19 protein-coding genes are annotated in these 19,153 nt (G+C 72.9%); 11 read left to right on the top strand and 8 right to left on the bottom strand.

Features of this window, described 5'->3' with window-relative positions; translation table 11 throughout:
* The first annotated feature begins 40 nt into the window (after positions 1 to 40).
* Positions 41 to 1,471 carry a trehalose-6-phosphate synthase gene (locus tag ACIOWN_RS16790; protein ID WP_401982599.1) on the top strand — a complete coding sequence of 477 codons (1,431 nt, stop codon included), beginning with the start codon at positions 41 to 43 and terminating at the stop codon, positions 1,469 to 1,471.
* Positions 1,472 to 1,493: 22 nt separating this feature from the next.
* On the opposite strand, the gene otsB is transcribed toward ACIOWN_RS16790, so the two are convergent.
* Positions 1,494 to 2,369 (bottom strand): trehalose-phosphatase, encoded by an 876-nt coding sequence (otsB, locus tag ACIOWN_RS16795; RefSeq protein WP_362345785.1) that lies wholly within the window; start codon positions 2,367 to 2,369, stop codon positions 1,494 to 1,496.
* Positions 2,370 to 2,457: 88 nt separating this feature from the next.
* Entirely contained in the window at positions 2,458 to 2,700 is a 243-nt protein-coding gene (locus ACIOWN_RS16800; protein WP_326803038.1) for a DUF3263 domain-containing protein, read from the bottom strand.
* A gap of 151 nt (positions 2,701 to 2,851) precedes the next feature.
* Here ACIOWN_RS16800 and ACIOWN_RS16805 point away from each other — a divergent pair, with 151 nt between their 5' ends.
* The 3 genes from ACIOWN_RS16805 to ACIOWN_RS16815 all read left to right on the top strand — a co-directional run bounded on the left by ACIOWN_RS16805 (position 2,852) and on the right by ACIOWN_RS16815 (position 5,994).
* Positions 2,852 to 3,796 carry an ROK family protein gene (locus ACIOWN_RS16805; protein WP_362345787.1) on the top strand — a complete coding sequence of 315 codons (945 nt, stop codon included), beginning with the start codon at positions 2,852 to 2,854 and terminating at the stop codon, positions 3,794 to 3,796.
* The gene (gene nagA / locus ACIOWN_RS16810; protein ID WP_401982601.1) at positions 3,796 to 4,938 is read left to right on the top strand and encodes an N-acetylglucosamine-6-phosphate deacetylase; all 1,143 of its coding nucleotides are present in this window, start codon (positions 3,796 to 3,798) and stop codon (positions 4,936 to 4,938) included. Before ACIOWN_RS16805 ends, nagA begins: the two co-directional genes overlap by 1 nt.
* Positions 4,939 to 5,061: 123 nt before the next feature.
* On the top strand, positions 5,062 to 5,994 hold the full coding sequence (locus ACIOWN_RS16815) for a 1-phosphofructokinase family hexose kinase (RefSeq protein WP_362345790.1): 933 nt from the start codon (positions 5,062 to 5,064) through the stop codon (positions 5,992 to 5,994).
* Between the two features lie 3 nt (positions 5,995 to 5,997).
* Here ACIOWN_RS16815 and ACIOWN_RS16820 read toward each other — a convergent pair whose 3' ends face one another.
* Both ACIOWN_RS16820 and cdgB read right to left on the bottom strand, forming a co-directional pair.
* Positions 5,998 to 6,930: a carbohydrate-binding protein gene (locus ACIOWN_RS16820; RefSeq protein WP_362345792.1), complete on the bottom strand. Its 933-nt coding sequence runs from the start codon at positions 6,928 to 6,930 to the stop codon at positions 5,998 to 6,000.
* Between the two features lie 118 nt (positions 6,931 to 7,048).
* Complete coding sequence (gene cdgB / locus ACIOWN_RS16825) at positions 7,049 to 8,707, bottom strand: diguanylate cyclase CdgB (RefSeq protein ID WP_362345794.1); 1,659 nt, start codon at positions 8,705 to 8,707, stop codon at positions 7,049 to 7,051.
* A gap of 418 nt (positions 8,708 to 9,125) precedes the next feature.
* Between cdgB and ACIOWN_RS16830 the strand changes: the two genes are divergently transcribed.
* A complete protein-coding gene (locus ACIOWN_RS16830; RefSeq protein ID WP_362345796.1) occupies positions 9,126 to 9,644 on the top strand; it encodes a flavin reductase family protein in 519 nt (172 codons plus the stop codon).
* 114 nt (positions 9,645 to 9,758) lie between these two features.
* Here ACIOWN_RS16830 and arfB read toward each other — a convergent pair whose 3' ends face one another.
* Positions 9,759 to 10,196 carry an alternative ribosome rescue aminoacyl-tRNA hydrolase ArfB gene (arfB, locus tag ACIOWN_RS16835; protein WP_100569040.1) on the bottom strand — a complete coding sequence of 146 codons (438 nt, stop codon included), beginning with the start codon at positions 10,194 to 10,196 and terminating at the stop codon, positions 9,759 to 9,761.
* A gap of 166 nt (positions 10,197 to 10,362) precedes the next feature.
* Here arfB and ACIOWN_RS16840 point away from each other — a divergent pair, with 166 nt between their 5' ends.
* The gene (locus tag ACIOWN_RS16840; protein WP_401982604.1) at positions 10,363 to 10,938 is read left to right on the top strand and encodes a TerD family protein; all 576 of its coding nucleotides are present in this window, start codon (positions 10,363 to 10,365) and stop codon (positions 10,936 to 10,938) included.
* A gap of 63 nt (positions 10,939 to 11,001) precedes the next feature.
* On the opposite strand, the gene ACIOWN_RS16845 is transcribed toward ACIOWN_RS16840, so the two are convergent.
* Positions 11,002 to 12,417 carry a M1 family metallopeptidase gene (locus ACIOWN_RS16845; RefSeq protein ID WP_362345799.1) on the bottom strand — a complete coding sequence of 472 codons (1,416 nt, stop codon included), beginning with the start codon at positions 12,415 to 12,417 and terminating at the stop codon, positions 11,002 to 11,004.
* Between the two features lie 40 nt (positions 12,418 to 12,457).
* On the opposite strand from ACIOWN_RS16845, the gene ACIOWN_RS16850 reads away from it, so the two are divergent.
* Positions 12,458 to 12,958, top strand: a complete 501-nt coding sequence (locus ACIOWN_RS16850) for a hypothetical protein (protein WP_100569043.1) — start codon at positions 12,458 to 12,460, stop codon at positions 12,956 to 12,958.
* Between the two features lie 47 nt (positions 12,959 to 13,005).
* Here the strand turns inward: ACIOWN_RS16850 and ACIOWN_RS16855 are convergent, their stop codons facing one another.
* Positions 13,006 to 13,683, bottom strand: a complete 678-nt coding sequence (locus ACIOWN_RS16855; RefSeq protein WP_362345801.1) for a pentapeptide repeat-containing protein — start codon at positions 13,681 to 13,683, stop codon at positions 13,006 to 13,008.
* Between the two features lie 113 nt (positions 13,684 to 13,796).
* Here ACIOWN_RS16855 and ACIOWN_RS16860 point away from each other — a divergent pair, with 113 nt between their 5' ends.
* Complete coding sequence (locus ACIOWN_RS16860) at positions 13,797 to 15,296, top strand: MFS transporter (protein ID WP_362345803.1); 1,500 nt, start codon at positions 13,797 to 13,799, stop codon at positions 15,294 to 15,296.
* A 16-nt stretch (positions 15,297 to 15,312) separates the two neighbouring features.
* On the opposite strand, the gene ACIOWN_RS16865 is transcribed toward ACIOWN_RS16860, so the two are convergent.
* A complete protein-coding gene (locus ACIOWN_RS16865) occupies positions 15,313 to 15,966 on the bottom strand; it encodes a rhomboid-like protein (RefSeq protein ID WP_362345996.1) in 654 nt (217 codons plus the stop codon).
* 22 nt (positions 15,967 to 15,988) lie between these two features.
* Between ACIOWN_RS16865 and ACIOWN_RS16870 the strand changes: the two genes are divergently transcribed.
* The 3 genes from ACIOWN_RS16870 to ACIOWN_RS16880 all read left to right on the top strand — a co-directional run bounded on the left by ACIOWN_RS16870 (position 15,989) and on the right by ACIOWN_RS16880 (position 19,112).
* Complete coding sequence (locus tag ACIOWN_RS16870; protein WP_401982606.1) at positions 15,989 to 16,879, top strand: aminoglycoside phosphotransferase family protein; 891 nt, start codon at positions 15,989 to 15,991, stop codon at positions 16,877 to 16,879.
* A 91-nt stretch (positions 16,880 to 16,970) separates the two neighbouring features.
* Positions 16,971 to 18,032 carry a nitrous oxide reductase family maturation protein NosD gene (locus ACIOWN_RS16875; RefSeq protein WP_401982608.1) on the top strand — a complete coding sequence of 354 codons (1,062 nt, stop codon included), beginning with the start codon at positions 16,971 to 16,973 and terminating at the stop codon, positions 18,030 to 18,032.
* A 51-nt stretch (positions 18,033 to 18,083) separates the two neighbouring features.
* Positions 18,084 to 19,112, top strand: a complete 1,029-nt coding sequence (locus ACIOWN_RS16880; RefSeq protein ID WP_401982609.1) for a methyltransferase — start codon at positions 18,084 to 18,086, stop codon at positions 19,110 to 19,112.
* Positions 19,113 to 19,153 lie beyond the last annotated feature (41 nt).

A 19,153-nucleotide genomic window follows, 5' to 3' on the forward strand; every position in this document is an offset into this window, starting at 1 on the left:
GTACGTTTGAGCGTTTCGGGGCCGGGCTAGGTTGAGGCTTATGGCTTCTACGCACGGTGCCGAGGTGCTGGTCGCGTCCAATCGCGGCCCGGTTTCGTATCAGGTGCGCGAGGACGGCTCACTCCACTCCCGGCGCGGTGGCGGGGGGCTGGTGTCCGGGCTCTCCGCGATCGGCCCGGAGGCGGGGGTGGTGTGGGTGTGCGCCGCGCTGAGCGACGCCGACCGGGAGGCGGCGGGCCGCTTCGAGGGCGGGCGCCGGCTGCCGTCCGAGGCGACCGGCGGGCAGCAGGTGCGGATGCTCGACATCGACGCGCGGGTCTTCTCCGACGCCTACAACGGCATCGCCAACTCGGTGCTGTGGTTCGTCCACCACATGCTGTACCAGACCCCGCTGGAGCCGGTCTTCGACGCCGGGTTCCGGCGCCTGTGGAAGTCCTACGAGGCCTACAACCTGGCCTTCGCCGAGGCGCTCGCGGAGGAGGCGGCCGAGGGGGCGGCCGTGGTGGTGCAGGACTACCACCTGACGCTCGTGCCGGGGATGCTGCGCGATTTCCGGCCCGATGTGCGCATCGGGCACTTCTCGCACACGCCGTGGGCGCCGGCGGACTACTTCCGGATCCTCCCCGACGACATCGCCGAGCAGGTGCTGCGCGGAATGCTGGGCGCGGACCGGCTGGGCTTCCTCACCCAGCGGTGGGCCGACGCGTTCGCCGGGTGCTGCGACGCGCTCGTCGGCGGGCTCGGGGGTACCCGGATCGGGGTGCACGGGCTGGGCGCGGACGCGGAGTTCCTGCGGGAACGGTCGCACCGGGCCGACGTCGAGGAGCGGATGGCGGCGCTGCGCGAGGAGATCGGCACCGGACCGGACGGTGGCCCGCGCCGGACGATCGTGCGGGTGGACCGGACCGAGCTGTCCAAGAACATCGTGCGGGGGCTGCACGCGTACCGGGAGCTGCTGGAGCAGCGCCCGCAGTGGCGCGAGCGGGTGGTGCACGTGGCGTTCGCCTACCCCTCGCGGCAGGACCTCGCGGTGTACCGGGAGTACACGGAGCAGGTGCGGCGGGTGGCCGAGGAGATCAACGCCCGGTACGGGACGCCCGGCTGGACCCCCGTCCTGCTGCACGTGGAGGACGACTTCGCGCGGTCGCTCGCGGCGTACCGGATCGCCGACGTGGCCCTGGTCAACCCCATCCGGGACGGGATGAACCTGGTCGCCAAGGAGGTGCCGGTCGTCTCCGACTCGGGGTGCGCGCTGGTGCTGTCGCGGGAGGCGGGGGCGTACGCGGAGCTGGGCGAGGACGCGGTCGTCGTCAACCCGTACGACGTGGTGGGGACGGCCGGTGCGCTGCACCGGGCGCTGAACATGCCGGATCCCGAGCGGGCGGAGCGGACGAAGCGGCTGGCCGCGGCCGCGACCGCGCTGCCGCCCGCCCAGTGGTTCCTGGACCAGCTCCAGGAGCTGGGCGGCTGAACGGACGGGGGGCTACGCGAGGCTACGCGAGGCGGTCGGCCAGGTTCCTCAGCAGTGCCACCACCCCGGCGGGGCCGTCCACCACGAGGTCGGCCCGCCGCGACACCTCGGTGACCTCCGTACTGCCGCTGCAGACCAGGACGCCCGGGACTCCGTCCGAGCGGAGTTCGCCGACCGCCGCGAAGGCCGGGAGGTCGCCCAGGTCGTCGCCCGCGTACAGGACCGACGTGGCGCCCAGGTCGCGGGCGCAGTCCAGGAGGGCGACGCCCTTGTCCATGCCCGGGGGACGCAGTTCGAGGACCATGCGGCCGGGCTCGACGATCAGCCCGTGGCGGGCGGCCAGGCCGGCGAGGGGCTCGCGCAGCGCCTCGAACGCGGCCTGCGGGTCGTCCGCGCGGCGGGTGTGGACGGCGACCGAGCGGCCCTTCTCCTCGATCCAGGCGCCGTGCCCGGCGCCGGTCCGGTCGAGGAGGCCGGGCAGTTCGGCGCGGACGGCGGCGACGCCGGGGTGCGGGGGCGGGGCGGTGACCGTGCCCGTGGCGGCGTCCCAGCGCTCGGCTCCGTAGTGGCCGAGGACGACCAGGTGCTCCAGGCCGGGTACGCCCTCGAAGCCGCCGTGGCGCACCGCGACGCCGGGCGGGCGGCCGGTGACCACCGCGACGGCGGCCACCTTCGGGGCGAGCGCGGAGAGCGCGGGCACGGCGTCCGGGTGGGCGCGGGCCTGGTCGGGGTCGGGGACGATCGGCGCGAGCGTCCCGTCGAAGTCGAGCGCGATCAGCGCGCGCTCGGGCCGGGCGAGGATCGCGGCGAGCCCGTCCCGCCCCGCCCGGGTGACGGGCGCCGGCAGGGAGGAGACGGAGGCGGTCGAGTCGGCGGAGTGACGGTCCTGACTACCCATGGGGCGAACCTATCCCTCCGGGGCCCGGCGCATTCCTCCGCCGGGCACGGGTCTCGGCGCTCGGGCGCGTTCGCGGCCCGGCGCGGGTTCAGCGCTCGGCGCGGCGGGTCTCGCGGACGCGGCGGAGGCGGTTCACCGTGACCGGGTCGTGGGCGAGGGCGCGGGTGTCGTCGAGGAGGGCGTTGAGGAGCTGGTAGTAGCGGACCGGCGACAGACCGAGCTCCTCGCGTATCGCGCGCTCCTTCGCGCCGGGGCCGGTGAAGCCGCGGCGCTCCAGGGCGAGGATGCCGCGCTCCCTGCGGCCGAGCCCCTGCTCCTCGTCGTCGTCCATACCAGGCACCGTAGCCTCCGCCACCGACAGCGGCCCTCGCCGGGCCCGTCCGCGCCGTTCCGGCCGTCCCCGCGTCACCAAGTGGACACAATTGGTCTGCACCAAGCAAGTGGACTAGACCTCTCCCGGTCGACGGTCCACACTGTTCCACGTGAAACACGTCATCGCCCTCGATGTGGGCGGCACCGGGATGAAGGCCGCGCTGGTCGCCGCCGACGGCTCCCTGCTGCACCGGGCCCGCCGGGCGACCGGCCGCGAGCGCGGGCCGGACGCCGTCGTCGAGGGCATCCTCGACTTCGCCGCGGAACTGCGTGCCCACGGCGTCCGGCACCTGGGGCAGGAGGCGTCCGCGGCCGGTGTCGCCGTCCCCGGCATCGTCGACGAGGCGCGCGGCATCGCCGCCTACGCGGCCAACCTCGGCTGGCGTGACGTCCCCCTGCGCGAGCTGCTCGCCGCGCGGCTCGGCGCCCCCGTCGCCCTGGGCCACGACGTGCGCACCGGCGGACTGGCCGAGGGCCGGATCGGGGCGGGAAGGGGCGCGGACCGGTTCCTCTTCGTGCCGCTGGGCACCGGAATCGCGGGCGCGATCGGCATCGACGGCCGGGTGGAGGCGGGCGCGCACGGCTTCGCGGGCGAGATCGGCCACATCGTCGTACGCCCCGGCGGCCTGGACTGTCCGTGCGGGCAGCGCGGCTGCCTGGAGCGGTTCGCCTCCGCGTCGGCGGTCAGTCAGGCGTGGGCCGAGGCATGCGGGGACCCGGACGCGGACGCGGCGGACTGCGCCAAGGCCGTGGAGTCCGGGGACGCCGGTGCGCAAACGGTCTGGCAGGAGGCGGTGGACGCGCTCGCCGACGGGCTGGTCACCGCGCTCACCCTGCTGGACCCGCGCACGCTGATCATCGGCGGCGGGCTCGCCGAGGCGGGCGAGACGCTGTTCGCGCCGCTGCGCGAGGCGGTCCAGCGGCGCGTCACCTTCCAGAAGCTGCCGTCGATCGTCCCCGCGGCCCTGGGCGACACCGCCGGCTGCCTGGGCGCGGGGCTCCTGGCCTGGGACCTGCTCAACACTTCTACGACTTCTCCGGAGGTAACCGCCTGATGGCCCCCAGCAAGGTTCTGACCGGAGCCCGGGTGGTGCTGCCCACCGGGATCGTGGACGGCGGCCGTGTGATCGTCGACGGCACGCGGATCGCCGGCGACGCCCGGGAGGACGCCGAGACCCTCGACGTGCGCGGGCACTGGCTGGTCCCCGGCTTCGTCGACATCCACAACCACGGCGGAGGCGGCGCCTCCTTCTCCGGCACGGCCGACGACGTGCTGACCGCCGTCCGCACCCACTGGGAGCACGGCACCACCACCCTGGTCGCCTCGACCGTCACCGACGACATGGGCCTCCTCGTCAAGCAGGCGGGGCTGCTGTCGGAACTCGCCGAGCAGGGCGAGATCGCGGGCATCCACTTCGAGGGGCCGTTCATCTCGCCGTGCCGCAAGGGAGCGCACTCGGAGGAACTGCTGCGCGCCCCGGACCCCGCCGAGGTGCGCAAGCTGATCGACGCCGCCCGCGGCCGGGCCAGGATGATGACCCTGGCCACCGAACTGCCCGGCGGCATCGACTCCGTACGGCTGCTCACGGAGCACGGCGTGATCGCGGCGATCGGGCACACGGACGCGACGTACGAGCAGACGGTGGAGGCGATCGACGCCGGGGCCACCGTCGCCACCCACCTGTTCAACGCCATGCCGCCGCTGGGCCACCGCGCCCCCGGCCCGATCGCGGCCTTGCTGGAGGACGAGCGGGTCACGGTCGAGCTGATCAACGACGGAGTGCACCTGCACCCCGCCGCCCTGGAGCTGGCGTTCCACCACGCGGGCGCACAGCGGGTCGCCTTCATCACCGACGCCATGGACGCCGCCGGGGTCGGCGACGGCCGTTACCTGCTCGGCCCGCTCCAGGTCGAGGTCGCGGACGGGGTGGCACGACTGGCGGAGGGCGGCTCGATCGCGGGCTCGACCCTGACCCTGGACCGGGCGTTCCACCGGGCGGTGACCGTCGACCGGCTGCCCGTCACGGACGTGGTCGCCGCGCTGTCCGCCAATCCGGCCCGGCTGCTCGGGATGGACGACCGGGTGGGTTCCCTGGAACCCGGCAAGGACGCCGATCTCGTGCTGCTCGACGAGGACTTCGCCCTCAAGGGCGTGATGCGGCGGGGCGCCTGGGTGGTTGAGCCCCAACTGGGCTGATCCGTCCGTCTGCCCGGCCGCGGTGGCCGGGCAGCGGGGTGGGCGGCGGGGCCGTGTCTTTGGCATGATCGTGTCTTCGGAACTTCGCGGCGGACACGCGCTTACTCGGGGGAGGCCGGCCCGGTGATCCTCACGGTCACGCTGAACACCGCTCTCGACATCACCTATGGGGTGCCGTCCCTGCGGCCGCACGCCAGCCACCGGGTGTCGGAGGTGACCGAGCGCCCCGGCGGCAAGGGCGTCAACGTGGCCCGGGTGCTGGCGGCCCTCGGCCATGCGGTGACGGTCACCGGCTTCGCGGGCGGGTCCACCGGGCGCCAGGTGCGGGACCGGCTCGCGTCCGAGGCACCGGGTGTGGTGGACGCGCTGGTCCCGGTCGCGGGAGCGACCCGGCGCACCATAGCCGTCGTCGACGCGCGCACCGGCGACACCACCCAGCTCAACGAGCCGGGACCGGTCGTCGGCCCCGCCGAGTGGTCCGCCTTCCAGAACGTGTACGAGGACCTGCTCGGCTCGGTGTCGGCGGTGGCGCTGTGCGGCAGCCTGCCCCCCGGGCTGCCGGTGGGCGCGTACGCCGGTCTGGTCCGGACGGCGCGGGCGGCCGGGGTCCCCGTCCTGCTGGACACCAGCGGCGAGGCCCTGCGGCGGGGGATGGCGGCCCGCCCCGACATCGTCAAACCGAACGCGGACGAGCTTGCCGAGCTCACCGGCTCCCACGATCCGCTGCGCGCCAGCCAGGACGCCCGACGGCGCGGTGCCCGCGCGGTGGTCGCCTCCCTGGGCGCGGAGGGCCTGCTCGCGCACACCTCCGACGGCCTGTGGCGGGCCGCCCCGCCGTCCCGCGTCCACGGCAACCCGACCGGCGCCGGTGACTCCGCGGTCGCCGGCCTGCTGTCAGGACTGGTGGAGAACCTCCCCTGGCCGGACCGCCTGACCCGCGCGGTCGCCCTGTCGGCGGCGACGGTCCTGTCCCCGGCGGCGGGCGAGTTCGACCGCGCCGCCTACGAGAGGCTGCTGGGGCAGGTGGCGGTGACGGGGGAGGTCAGCGCGGCGTGAGCGTCATTCCGAGTCGACCCAGCCCTTGGCCAGCGACAGCTTGTCAAAGTTCGCGTCACACTGGTCGCCCGGCTCGCACGAGATCTTGATGGTGTTCGTGCCCTTCTTGAGCTGCATCCAGTTGAAGGTCTTCGTCCAGCCCTTCTCGTAGTCCCCCTCGGCTGCGTGCGCCCAGTTCTTCAGTTTGATCGGGCTGTCGGACGCGGTGCCGTTGACCGTCAGAGTGGCGGTGCCGTCCTTGCCCGGGACTCCGTAACCGATGAACACGGTGTACTTGCCGTCTTCGGGGATGTCGTTGACGGTCCAGGTGGCCGAGGCGCCGACGTTGTTGAAGTTCGTCACATAGACGCCGCCGGCCGACCGGGCGCCCTTGATGTCCGAGGCCTTGGCGGCGCCGCCGCCGAGATCCAGCGCCTCGGCGTCCGTCTTCGGCAACGCGCCGTCGCTCGGTGCGCTGCTGCTCGCCGAAGGGCTCGGCTCGGTGCTCTGCGTGGCCGTCGGGGGCGTGTCGCCTCCCGCTTTGTCGCCCTTGTCGTCGGAGTCACCGTTGAGCATGGCCACGCCGATGCCGATGACGACCGCGGCGACCACCGCGACGGCGCCGATCAGCAGACCCTTGGTGTTCGGACCCCGTCCGCCGCCGCCCTGGCCCGACTGGCGGCCCGTGGGCGCGCCGCCCGGAAGGGTCTCCGGGGCGGCGTAGTGGGAGTTCGGCCTGCCGTACGTGCCCTGCTGCTGCGGGACCTGGCCCTGGGGCGCCGCGGGGGGCTGCTGGCCGTACTGCCGCTGACCGACCGTGTGGACCCGGTTGACCGCGTTCGGGTAGCCGTAACCGCCGGAGGGCGGCTGGGCTCCGTTGGCCTGACCGTCGGCGTACAGGTAACCGAACGGGTCGTCGTCCTCGGGCGTGCTCGCGCCGCTGTTGCCGGGCGTCATCCCTTGGTACTCCTCAACAGGTGCGGGGTCGGGCGGTACGTCGTGAGAAATGCGAGCCTACCCGCTCCGCCGGGCCCAAACGGGTGACTCACGCCGCACAAGTCGGCTGACCTGCGGATCATCCGGCGCGGCGATGTTGTTTGGGACGAGATCGTTTCTCGACGTACATCCGCTCGTCGGCTGATTTCAACACTTCGTCCGCCGTCATTCCGCAGTGGGCCCACCCGATGCCGAAGCTCGCCCCCACCCGGACGGCCCGGCCCTCGGCACGGATCGGCTGGATGATCTCGTTGCGCAGCCGTACGGCGAGGTCCTGGGCGTCGGCCCGGCCGAGGCCGTCGGCGAGGATCACGAACTCGTCGCCGCCGAGCCGGGCCACGGTGTCGCCGTCGCGCACGCCGTTGCCCAGCCGCCGGGCCACCTCGATGAGCACCGCGTCGCCCGCGTTGTGCCCGAACCGGTCGTTGATCGACTTGAAGCCGTCGAGGTCGCAGAAGAGGACCGCGAGGCCCTTGGTGCCGTCGTCGTGGTCGCCCTCGGGGGCGATGGTGTGCACGTGGTGGTCGTAGGCGTCGTACGCCTCGGTGCCCGGCCGGAAGTCGAAACCGTGGTCGCCGACGTCGTAGCCGGGGTGGCCGTGTGCGGTGTCCTGCGACTCGGGGTCGTCCCCGTGCGCGGTCTGGGACCGCCGGCACAGCCGGGAGGACAGGCGGGCGCGCAGCTCGGCGGAGTTCGGCAGACCGGTCAGGGAGTCGTGGGAGGCGCGGTGGGCGAGCTGGAGCTCGCGGCGCTTGCGCTCCTCTATGTCCTCGACGTGGGTGAGGAGGAAGCGGGGCCCGTCGGCGGCGTCCGCGACGACGGAGTTGCGCAGGGACACCCAGACGTAGGAGCCGTCGCGGCGGCCCAGTCGCAGCTCCGCCCGGCCGCCCTCCGCCGAGGTCCGCAGCAGCGTGCCTATGTCCTCGGGGTGGACGAGGTCGGAGAAGGAGTAGCGGCGCATGGCGGAGGCGGGGCGGCCGAGGAGCCGGCACAGGGCGTCGTTGGTGCGCAGGATCCGGCCGTGCTGGTCACCGCCCATCTCGGCGATGGCCATGCCGGACGGCGCGTACTCGAAGGCCTGGCGGAAGCTCTCCTCGCTGGCGCGCAGGGCCTGCTGCTCGCGTTCCAGGCGTATGAGGGCGCGCTGCATGTTGGAGCGCAGCCGGGCGTTGCTGATCGCGATGGCCGCCTGGAAGGCGTACATCTGGAGGGCCTCGCGGCCCCAGGCGCCGGGCCGGCGGCCGTTGCGCGGACTGTCCACGGAGATCACGCCGAGCAGTTCGCCGGAGGAGCCGCCGGCTCCGCCGGGGACGTCCATGGGCGCGAAGAGCCGGTCGGCGGGGTGCCACTCGTCCTCGAAGCGCGGAGCGGGCCCGTCGGTGTACCACGTGGGGACGTCGTCGTCGTCGAGGACCCAGCCCTCGGTGTGGGGTATGAAGACCAGGCCGCCCCACTGCTCGCCCATGGCCAGCCGGCGGTCCCAGGACTCCCGGGAGCCGACGCGGCCGGTGATGAGCGCCTCGGCGGCGGAGTTCCCGGCCAGGGCGGCGACCACGAGGTCGCCGTCGGCGCGCACGAGGTTGACGCAGGCCAGCTCGTAGCCCAGGCCCTGCACCACGCCGTCGGCGACGGTCTGCAGTGTGTCCGCGAGGCTTCGCGCGGTGTTCATGTCCGCCATGACCTGGTGAAGTTTCCGCAAGGACGCCAGGCGGACGTACGGCTCCGAGTCGGTCTCCATGCTCGCCCTCCCCCCGAGACCTCGCCAGCGAATCAAGGGTGCTGTTCGGCGTATCGTCTGCGCATTCTCAGCCACTGAATCACAGCGCGAAGCCCACTCGGTACACAGGGTCAACAATTCACAGCTCTTGTGACTCAAGTCACAGATGAACGTGAACGATTGAGTGCGGTTTCTGTCTTTCCGCTGTGCGTTTGATGAACGCGGGCCACGCGGCTGTGGGGACATGATGCACGACTTGCTCGGCCGCTGGTCCTAGGTCCGGGTTCGGGCCCGGGTCCGATGCGGCGGTGGCGGGCCGGTGGTTAGCGTTCCGTGTGTGTTGAACCCTTCCTCCGTGCCGCCCGCCCCCTGTCCCACCACCTCCGCCGAGCCGGCTCCGCTCGGGCGGCAGGGACCGCCGTCCGGGCATGCTGAGGGGGTGACCGACGAGGAGTTCCGTGCCGCGATGTCCAGGCTGGCCGCCGGTGTGGTCCTGGTGACCGCGCAGGAGCCGCCGCTGGACCCGGACGACCCGCGGGCTCCGGCCGGCGAGGACGCGGGCATGACGGCGACGGCGTTCATGTCGGTGTCCCTGGACCCGCCGCTGGCCCTGGTCAGCCTGCGCGAGGGCTCCCGCATGGACGACCTGCTCGCCGAACAGCCCCTGTGGGCGGTCTCGGTCCTGGCCGACAGCCAGCACGCCATCGCCGGCCGCTTCGCCATGAAGGGCCGGGTCAGCGACCGCCTGCTGTTCCGGGACCTCCCCCACACCCGCGGCGAGGTCTCCGGCGCCCCGCTGCTGACCGGCGCCCTGGCCACCCTGGAACTGCGCACCGAGCAGCGGGTGCGGGCGGGCGACCACACCCTGGTCATCGGCCGCGTCCTGACGGCCCGCCTGCCCGGCACGAACGACGAACCCCTGCTGTACTACCGCGGCCGCTACCGCCACCTGCGCTGACGCCGGGACCGCGTCCGGTGTCCGGCTACCGCCGAGCCGGGCCGGCGTCCGTCCGCGCGCCGTGCCCGGCCACCGCACGGTCGCGTCGGCGTCCCGTCGGCGGCGTGACGCCGGTCAGCCCCAGTCCTTTCCCGAGCGTCCCCGCTTCGTCTGCGAGCGTTGCTTCTTCTCGCGCAGCCGGCGCTCGTTGATGCCGCGTGGGATGCGGGTGGGCCTGCGGGGCCTGGGCGGGGGCGCGGTCGCCTCGGCGAGGAGCGCGGCGAGGCGCACGGCGGCGGCCTCGCGGTTGCGCCACTGGGACCGGTGCTCGGAGGCGCGCACGCTGATGACGCCGTCGACGAGCCGGTCCGCGAGGCGTTCGAGGGCGCGCTGCTTCCACACCTCGGGCAGCGCCTCGGTGTTGGCGAGGTCGAAGCGCAACTCCACCTGGGAGTCCGTGGTGTTGACATGCTGGCCGCCGGGCCCGGAGGACCGCGAGAAGCGCCAGGCCAGTTCGGCCTCGGGGAGCGCGACGGAGCCGCGGATGAGATGGGGACCGGACATGTCGTCCATGTTCCCCTCCCCGCCCCGTCACGTCATCATGTTTTCGGCGCGGGCGTGTTCGATCCGGGTGGGTAAAAAAGGTAAAGGGACGCGGAACTCGGAGGACCCCCCTCGGCGTTCCTATGGGTGGCGGTAGCTTCGTCCGCATACGCAACGAGGGAAGGGACTCCCAACAATGGCTGTAAGCCTGTCCAAGGGTGGCAACGTCTCGCTCACCAAGGAGGCTCCGGGCCTGACCGCTGTCACCGTGGGCCTCGGCTGGGACGTCCGCACCACCACCGGCACGGACTTCGACCTGGACGCGTCCGCGATCGCGGTCAACGCGCAGGGCAAGGTCTACTCGGACCAGCACTTCGTCTTCTTCAACAACAAGCAGACCCCGGACAACACCATCGTCCACACCGGCGACAACGTCACCGGCGAGGGCGAGGGCGACGACGAGGCGATCAACGTCAACCTCGCCGGGCTCCCCGCCGACGTCGACAAGGTCGTCTTCCCGGTCTCCATCTACGACGCCGAGAACCGCGGCCAGAACTTCGGTCAGGTCCGCAACGCCTACATCCGCATCGTCAACCAGGCCGGCGGCGCCGAGATCGCCCGCTACGACCTGTCGGAGGACGCGGCCACCGAGACGGCCATGGTCTTCGGCGAGCTGTACCGCAACGGCACGGAGTGGAAGTTCCGCGCCGTCGGCCAGGGCTACGCCTCGGGCCTGGTCGGCATCGCCCAGGACTTCGGCGTCAACGTCTGACGGACGCGATCCGGCGACCACGGCCGGCCGGTCCGACGATCACGGTCGGCCGGCCGGCCGTGGTCAGGGACCCGCCGGTCTGCCGTCCCCGTACAGCCAGTCGGCCCAGATCCCGGCGAAGTCCGTGTCCGGGGCCTTCTTCTGCACGTAGGCGGTGAAGTCGGCGGTGTCCGCGTTGCCGTGGCGGTGGGCGGCGGCCCAGCCCCGGACGATGTCCTGGAAGGCCTGGTCGCCGACCGCCTGGCGGATCCTGTGCAGCACCGTCGCGCCGCGCTCGTACACGGGCCGTCCGGAGATGTGCCCGGCACCGCTGGGCCTCGCGGGCGGGAAGGCCCACACCTCCTCGTTCGCGGCGTCGTCGGTGAAGTAGTCGCCGCGCAGGAGCGCGTCGAAGGCCTGCTGCGCGGTCCGGCCGCCGTGGTCCTCCTCCCACAGCCACTGCGCGTAGGTCGCGAAGGCCTCGTTCAGCCACATGTCACGCCAGCTCTTCGGGGTGACCGAGTCGCCGAACCACTGGTGGACGAGTTCGTGGACGAGGGTCGCGATGTCGGGCGCGCCGGCGAAGACGGGCCGGTTCTGGGTCTCCAGGGCGTAACCGGCGTCCTCGCGACGGCCGACGACCGCGCCGGTGGAGGAGAAGGGATACGGGCCGAAGCGCCGCTCCGCCCACTCGACGACCTCCGGGATCCTGGCCGGCACGGCCCGGCTCTCCCGCGCCTGGGACGGCTCGACGGCGACGTACACGGGCAGGCCGCTCCTCGTCGTGGAGCGGGTGATCTCGAACCGGCCGATCGCGACCATGGCCAGATAGCTCGCCATCGGCTCGGCGGTGCGCCACCGGAACGTCGTACGCCCCCCGCTGGTCGTCTCGCTCCCCAACTCACCGTTGGAGACGGCCCGCAGCCCCTCGGGCACGGTGACCGCGATGTCGTACGCGGCCTTGTCGGACGGGTGGTTGTTCCCCGGGAACCACGCCATCGACCCGACCGGCTCGCCGAGGGCGAGCGCACCGTCGGCGGTGGGCAGCCAGCCCTCCCGCGATCCGTCGGGGTCGACGACGACCTGCGGGCGCCCGGAATAGCGCACCGTCGTGCTGAACGTCTCCCCCTTCAGCAGATCGTCGTGCGGCCGCACGGTGAGTTCCTGCCCGGCCCGGCTGAACCAGGCGGCCTTCCCCGCCACCGTGACGCTCCGGACGTCGAGCCCGCTGAGATCGAGGTCGAAGGCGGACAGATCCTTGGTCGCCCGGGCGGTGATGACCGCCGTCCCCGTGAGGTGACGCCGGTCCGGGTCGTAGTCGAGGGTCAGGCCGTAGTGGCTGACGTCGTACCCGCCGTTGCCCGCCCTGGGGAAGTACGGGTCCTGTACGCCGGTCCCGCCCGGGGTGCCCCGGACGCCGCCGTCGCACCCGGCCAGCGTCAGCACGAGCAGGGCGCAGCCGGCCGCGGCGGTACGGACGAACGGGGCGGATCGATACACGCGCGCGATCCTATGCGGGGCACATGACACCATCACCTACGTGCTCGACATCGGCTACGCCCTCTCCAACCGCTTCCCCGACCCGCCGCAGACGGACTACCGCCGCGCGGACGTCCACGCGCTGCGGCACGACCTGTTCTGCGGCGACGTCTACCTGGCCGACACCGAGTCGGACCGCGAACTGGCCACGGCCTGGGGCTGGGTGCCCGTGCTCGACTTCGCCTGGGCCCTGTGCGACATCGTCGAGCGGCTGGACCGGGACCCGGCCGGGTCCCGCGCCTCCCGTCCGCAGCGGGCGGAGCTGGACTTCACCGAGTCCACGGACCGCATGCTCTTCGAGCGCCGCTTCGGCTGGGTCGACATAGAGTCCGACTGGATGCCCGCCGAGGAGCCCCCGCTGTCCTTCTCGCACACGGCGCTGCGCCGTGAGGCCCGTGACTTCCTGCACGACCTCGTGGCCGACCTGTGCGACCTGCACGAGGACCTGGCGGAGAACCCGGCGATCTGGACCCTCCAGGCCCGCTACCCGCGCGTCTCCTGATCCCCTCCCCTGAGCCGCCGCCTCCGAGCCCCCTCTTTCCGGCCCTCTCAGCCCTCCACCCTGATCCCCAGCTCCGCCGCCAGCACCGGCGCCAGGTCCAGGAGCTGACCGGTGCTGATCACCGCGCCCGCCAGCCGGTCGAGGCCGCGCGCGATCTCCAGGGACGAGGCGCCCCGCAGGTCCACATGCGAGAGCGTCGCCGCGCTGAAGTCGACGCCCTTGACCACGCAGTCCGCGAACTCCACCCGCTCCAGCCGGGCGCCCCCGAAGTCCGGCTCGACGAGGACGCAGCCCTCGAAGACGACGTCCCGCAGCCGGGCCCTGCGCAGGTTCAGGTAGTCGATCTTGCCGCCGCGGATCCACACGCGCTCCAGGACCGCGCCGTGGCACTGCACACCGCCGAGGCGGGCGTCGACCACCTCCACATCGCGCAGGGTCGCCTCGGCGAGGTCGGTGCCGACACCCCGTATGCCGGTGAGGACCGAGTCCAGGAAGCGGGCGTGGCGCAGCGACGTGTCGTCCAGCGCGCAGCCCCCGAGCGCGCAGTCCAGGAAGCGGGCACCCGCCCCGTCCTGCCCGGCGAAGTCCTCGTCCCGGAACTCCAGCCCGTCGTAGTCCCCGTCGGGCGCCAGCCCCCCGCCGCCGTACGCCTCCAGCGCCGGCAGCCGCACCTCGGGCCGCCGCGCGCCCTTCACACCGGCCCTGCCGCTCGATCCGCTCACCATGCCCCCATGCTGCACCCCGCCACTGACAACCCCGGCCCTTCCCTCTCCGGCCGCGCGGCGCCCCTGGTCCGCACGAGGATGCGATACCTCCCGATTCATGGTCTTCTGGCCAGATGAGCGTCACCCATACAGGTGAATCCTCGTCCCAGGAGACCGACCGGCACCGCTGGTGGGCACTGGTCGTGATCGCTCTCGCGCAGCTCATGGTGGTCCTGGACGCGACGATCGTGAACATCGCGCTCCCCTCCGCGCAACACGCCCTGCACATGTCCGACGGCAACCGGCAGTGGGTGATCACCGCCTACTCCCTCGCCTTCGGCGGGCTGCTCCTGCTGGGCGGGCGGATCGCCGACCTGGTGGGCCGCAAGCGCACGTTCGTCGTCGGACTGGCCGGTTTCGCCGTCGCCTCCGCGTTCGGCGGCGCGGCCACGTCCTCGGGCATGCTCTACGGCGCCCGCGCCCTCCAGGGCGCCTTCGCGGCCGTCCTCGCCCCCTCCGCGCTCAGCCTGCTCACCACGACCTTCACCCACCCCGGGGAGCGCGGGAAGGCGTTCGGCGTCTACGGCGCCCTGGCGGGCAGCGGCTCGGCGATCGGCTTCATCGTCGGCGGCGTGCTGACGGAGTTCCTCAACTGGCGCTGGTGCCTGTACGTCAACGTGCCCATCGCCGTCGTCACCGTCCTCGGCGCCCTCGCCCTGCTGCGCGACAGACCGGGCCGGCCGGACGCCCGCCTCGACCTGCCCGGGGCGGCGCTGGGCTGCGGCGGACTGGTCGCCGTCGTCTACGGGTTCAGCGAGGCGCAACCGCGCGGCTGGACCGATCCGGTGGTGCTGAGCCTGTACGCCCTGGGCACGGCACTGCTCCTGGCGTTCGGGTGGTGGCAGAGCCGGGCGCCGGTGCCCCTGCTGCCGCTGCACGTCCTGCGGGACCGCAACCGGGCGGGCTGCTTCCTGACCATGCTGCTGGCCGTGGTCGGCATGTTCGGGCTGTTCCTGTTCATGACGTACTACCTGCAGGGCATCCTCGGCTACTCGCCGCTGCGGACCGGACTCGCCTTCCTGCCGATGACCGCCGCGGTCATCACCGGTTCGACGCAGATCTCGGCCCGGCTGCTGCGGCACGTGCCGCCGCGCGCGCTCATGGTCCCCGGCATGCTCCTGGCCGCGGGCGGCCTGCTGCTCCTGACCCGGCTCACCGTCGACTCGCACTACGCGAGCGAGGTGCTGCCCGCGCTGGTGCTGATGGGCCTCGGCATGGGCCTGACCTTCATGCCGGTGTTCGCCACCGCCACCGCGGGCGTCGCCCCGCAGGACTCGGGGGTGACCTCCGCGACCGTGAACACCTCGCAGCAGGTCGGCGGTTCGATCGGCACCGCCCTGCTCAACACGCTCGCCACGACCAGCAGCGCCGCCTACGTCACCGCCCATCTGCGCGGCGGGGCGGACCGGGCCCGGGTGGTGCCGGAGGGCATCGTCCACGGCTACACGGTCGCCATCTGGTGGGCGGCCGCCGTGATGCTGCTGGCCGGGCTGGTCGCGGGCCTGATGGTGACGGGCAGGGCCCCCAAGCACGGGGCCCCGGCGAAGACGCCCGTACGCGAACCGGTGGCATGAGGCACGAGGGCCGGCGCTAACGCCTCAGCGCGGACAGCGCCTGCCCCGGGTTCCACGGCCTGCCCCGGCCGCCGGCCAGCGGACAGCAGCCCAGGCCGATCAGCACGGCGGCGAAGTGCCCGAGATCGGTGAAGGTGCGCCCGGTCGCCAGCGACACGGCGTAGAAGGCGAGGACGGCGGTCAGGTACAGGTACCGCCAGGGCCGGGCGATCCGGTACGTCAGCACCCCCGCCACCCCGGCCAGGGCGTAACTCACGCCGACATCCAGGGTGTTGACGGCCGACTCCGGCACCACATGCCGCTGGATCGCCCACAGCAGGGCGCCCTCGCCGACCAGCGTGGCCAGCACGTGCGCGGTCACGCACACCAGCAGCCAACGCAGGGTGCCCAGCCAGCGCTCGGCCTGGGCGTGGAAGACCGTGTAGAGGACCGCGTACGGCAGCCAGTGGCCGCTGTCGATCCACATGGCGCTGGAGAAGAGCACCCGCACCGGGTCGTGCGACAGCTCGCGCAGGTTCGTCGAGCGGTGGCGCAGGAAGTGCTGCTCGAACTGCGGCGACATGTGATGCAGGGCCACGGTGGTCAGGAACAGGATCAGCAGCCAGACATAGGTGCCCGGCGCGCTGCGGACGTACGCCGTCGCCGCCCGAAGCCCACGCCGCATCCGCATGACCCCGCTCACAGGCGCAAGTATGGTCGTCAGGGTGATCGAGGTGCCCGGCGCGCTGGCCGCTTCCCAGGAGAAATTCAACGGGGCGGCGGGCCGCGCCTTCGTCGCCGGTCTGCCCCGGCAGGTGTCCGGCTTCCTCGACCGGTGGCGGCTGCGGATCGACGGGCCGGCGATGCACGGCGTGTGCGCGCTGGTCCTGCCGGTCCTGTGCGCCGACCGGCTGCCCGCCGTCCTGAAGCTCCAGCTGCCCGACGAGGAGAGCGCGGGGGAGGCGCCGGCGCTGCGCGCGTGGGACGGCGCGGGAGCCGTACGGCTGCTGGAGCACGACGGACCGACCGGCACTCTGCTGCTGGAACGGCTCGACTCCGCCCGCCCGCTGACGCGCCTGCCGGACGCCCGCGAGGCCGTCCAGGTGATCGCCGGCCTGCTGGCCCGTCTGACGTCCGTACCCGCCCCGGCCGGGACACGGCGGCTGGGTGACATCGCGGGAGCCCTGCTGGAGCGGACGCCGGGCGCGCTGCGGCTGCTGCCCGACGGAGACGACCGACGACTGCTCGCGGACTGCGCCGCCGCCGTGCGCGAGGTCGCCGGCGAGAGCGGCGACCGGCTGCTGCACTGGGACCTGCACTACGACAACGTCCTCGGCGCCGGCCGGGAGCCCTGGCTGGCCATCGACCCCAAGCCGCTCGCCGGTGACCCCGGCTTCGAGCTGTTCCCGGCGCTGTTCAACCGCTTCGAGCCCGGTGAGGTCGTCCCGCGCTTCGAGGCCATGACCGGGGTGCTGGGCCTCGACCGGGACCGGGCCCGCGCCTGGACGCTCGGCCGCGTCCTGCAGAACGCCCTGTGGGACCTGGAGGACGGCCGTCCCCTGTCCCCCGAACAGCTGTGGATCGGCCGCGCCCTGCGCGGGTGACACGCCGCTGAACCACGCCCCGCGCCGGTGACACGCCGCCGGACGGCCCATCCGGCACGCCCACCGGCTATCGCGCCATACCGTACAGGATATGACAAAACGCCATATCGCTCTGCTTCTGAGCGCCACCGCGCTGGTCGGTACGGGCATCGCCGCCGCCCCGGCCGTCCCGGCGCCCAGGACGCACCTGGTGCATCCGGGCCAATCGATCCAGCGGGCGGTGGACTCCGCACGGCAGGGTGACACCGTGCTGGTGCTGCCCGGCGTCTACCACGAGAGCGTCAAGGTGACGACGCCCGGCCTGACCCTGCGCGGCGCGGGCCGCGGCACCGTCCTGGAACCGGGCGGCCAAAGCACCGCGAGTGCCTGCGGCAAGCGGGGCAACGGCATCTGCGTGGTGGGGACCAAGGCCAAGCGACTCGAAGGCGTCACCGTCTCCCACCTGACCCTCACCGGCTTCCGCCAGGCGGGCCTGATGGCCGTGGGCACCGACCGGCTGACCGTGCGGCAGGTGACCGCCGAGAGGAACGGGGTCTGGGGCCTGGCCGAGGAGCGCTCCGTACGCAGCGAGTACCGCTCCAACACCGCCCGGAACAACGGCGACGCGGGGCTCTTCCTGGCCAACACGGTCACCGCCGAGCAGGGCGCCGTCGACACCCGCGGCACGCTGATCGCCGGCAACCGGCTGGAGGGCAACCGGATCGGTGTCACCGTCCGCCGGCTGCGCGACCTCACCGTCACGGCCAACCACGTCACCGGCAACTGCGCGGGCGTGTTCGTGGTCGGCGACGAGAACAAGCCGCGGGCCGGCGCCCTGACCGTGCGCGGCAACCGGGTCGTGGAGAACAACAGGTTCTGCCCGGCGACCGCGCGGCTGCCCTTCCTCCAGGGCTCGGGCATCGTCCTGACCGGCACCGAGCGGACCGACGTGTCCCGCAACCTCGTCGCCCGCAACTCGGGCAGGTCCCCCCTGTCCGGCGGCATCGTGCTGTTCAAGAGCTTCGTCGGCGCGTCCGGCGAGCGGAACCGGGTGAGCCGGAACGTGCTCGACGGCAACTCCCCCGCAGACCTGGTCAACCAGGAGCGCACCGCGCTCGGCAACACCTTCGTGACCAACTCCTGCAGGACCTCCAAGCCCGCGGGGCTGTGCTGAGACATCGCCACTCATGGAACCCACAGGACCGAGAAGGAAGGAAGGCGGCACATGACGACCGCTCAGTCCGCCCCACCGCCGTCCATGCGGCTCAGGGAGCTCGCGTTCGGGGCGGCGTGCGCCGCCGCCCTCCGCGCGGCCGCCCGGCTCGGTGTGGCCGACGCGCTCGGGGACGCGCCCATGACCGTGGAGGACCTCGCGGCCGCGGTGAAGACCGAACCCAGGCCGCTGCGCCGGCTGCTGCGGGCACTGACCTGTTACGGCGTCTTCACCGAGGAGCACGACGGCAGGTTCGCGCACACCGGCATGTCCCGGCTGCTGCGCGAGGACGACCCGGCCAGCCTGCGCTACATCACCCTGTGGTGCACCGAGCCGTGGACCTGGGACGCCTGGCCGAAACTGGACGAGGCGGTGCGCACCGGCCGCAACGTCGTGGAGGACCTGTACGGCAAGGAGTTCTTCGTCCACCTCAACGAGGACGCCCCCGAGTCGGCGGACGTCTTCAACCGGGCCATGACGACCTCCAGCAAGCAGTCTGCGCGGGACGTCGCCGAGCTGCTCGACCTGTCCGGCGCCTCCTCGGTCGCCGACATCGGCGGCGGGCAGGGGCACGTGGTGGCGAGCCTGCTGGAGAAGTACCCGCTGATGCACGGCAGCCTGCTGGACCTGCCGCGGGTGGTGGACAACGCCGACCCCCGGCTGCGCCCCGGCGGCCCGCTGGCGGACCGGGTGCGGATCGTGCCCGGCGACTGCCGCGAGGCCGTCCCGGTCAGGGCCGACGTCTACATCATCAAGAACATCCTGGAGTGGGACGACGACTCCACCGCCCGCTGCCTGCGCAACGTCATCGAGGCGGGCGGGGCCGGGGCGCGGGTCGTGGTCATCGAGAACCTCGTCGACGACACCCCCTCGATGCGGTTCAGCACCGCCATGGACCTGCTCCTGCTGCTCAACGTCGGCGGTGCCAAGCACACCAGCGCCGGCATGGCCGACCGGCTGAAGGCGGCCGGCCTGGTCATCGACGACATCAGCCCGGTCAACCCCTACCTGCACGCCTTCGACTGCACGGTGCCCGCCTGAGCGGACCCGCGCCGGCGGCGCCGCCGCGACCTTTCCGGACA

It is taken from the genome of Streptomyces sp. NPDC087787 (genome assembly GCF_044743035.1).
Lineage (GTDB): Bacteria > Actinomycetota > Actinomycetes > Streptomycetales > Streptomycetaceae > Streptomyces.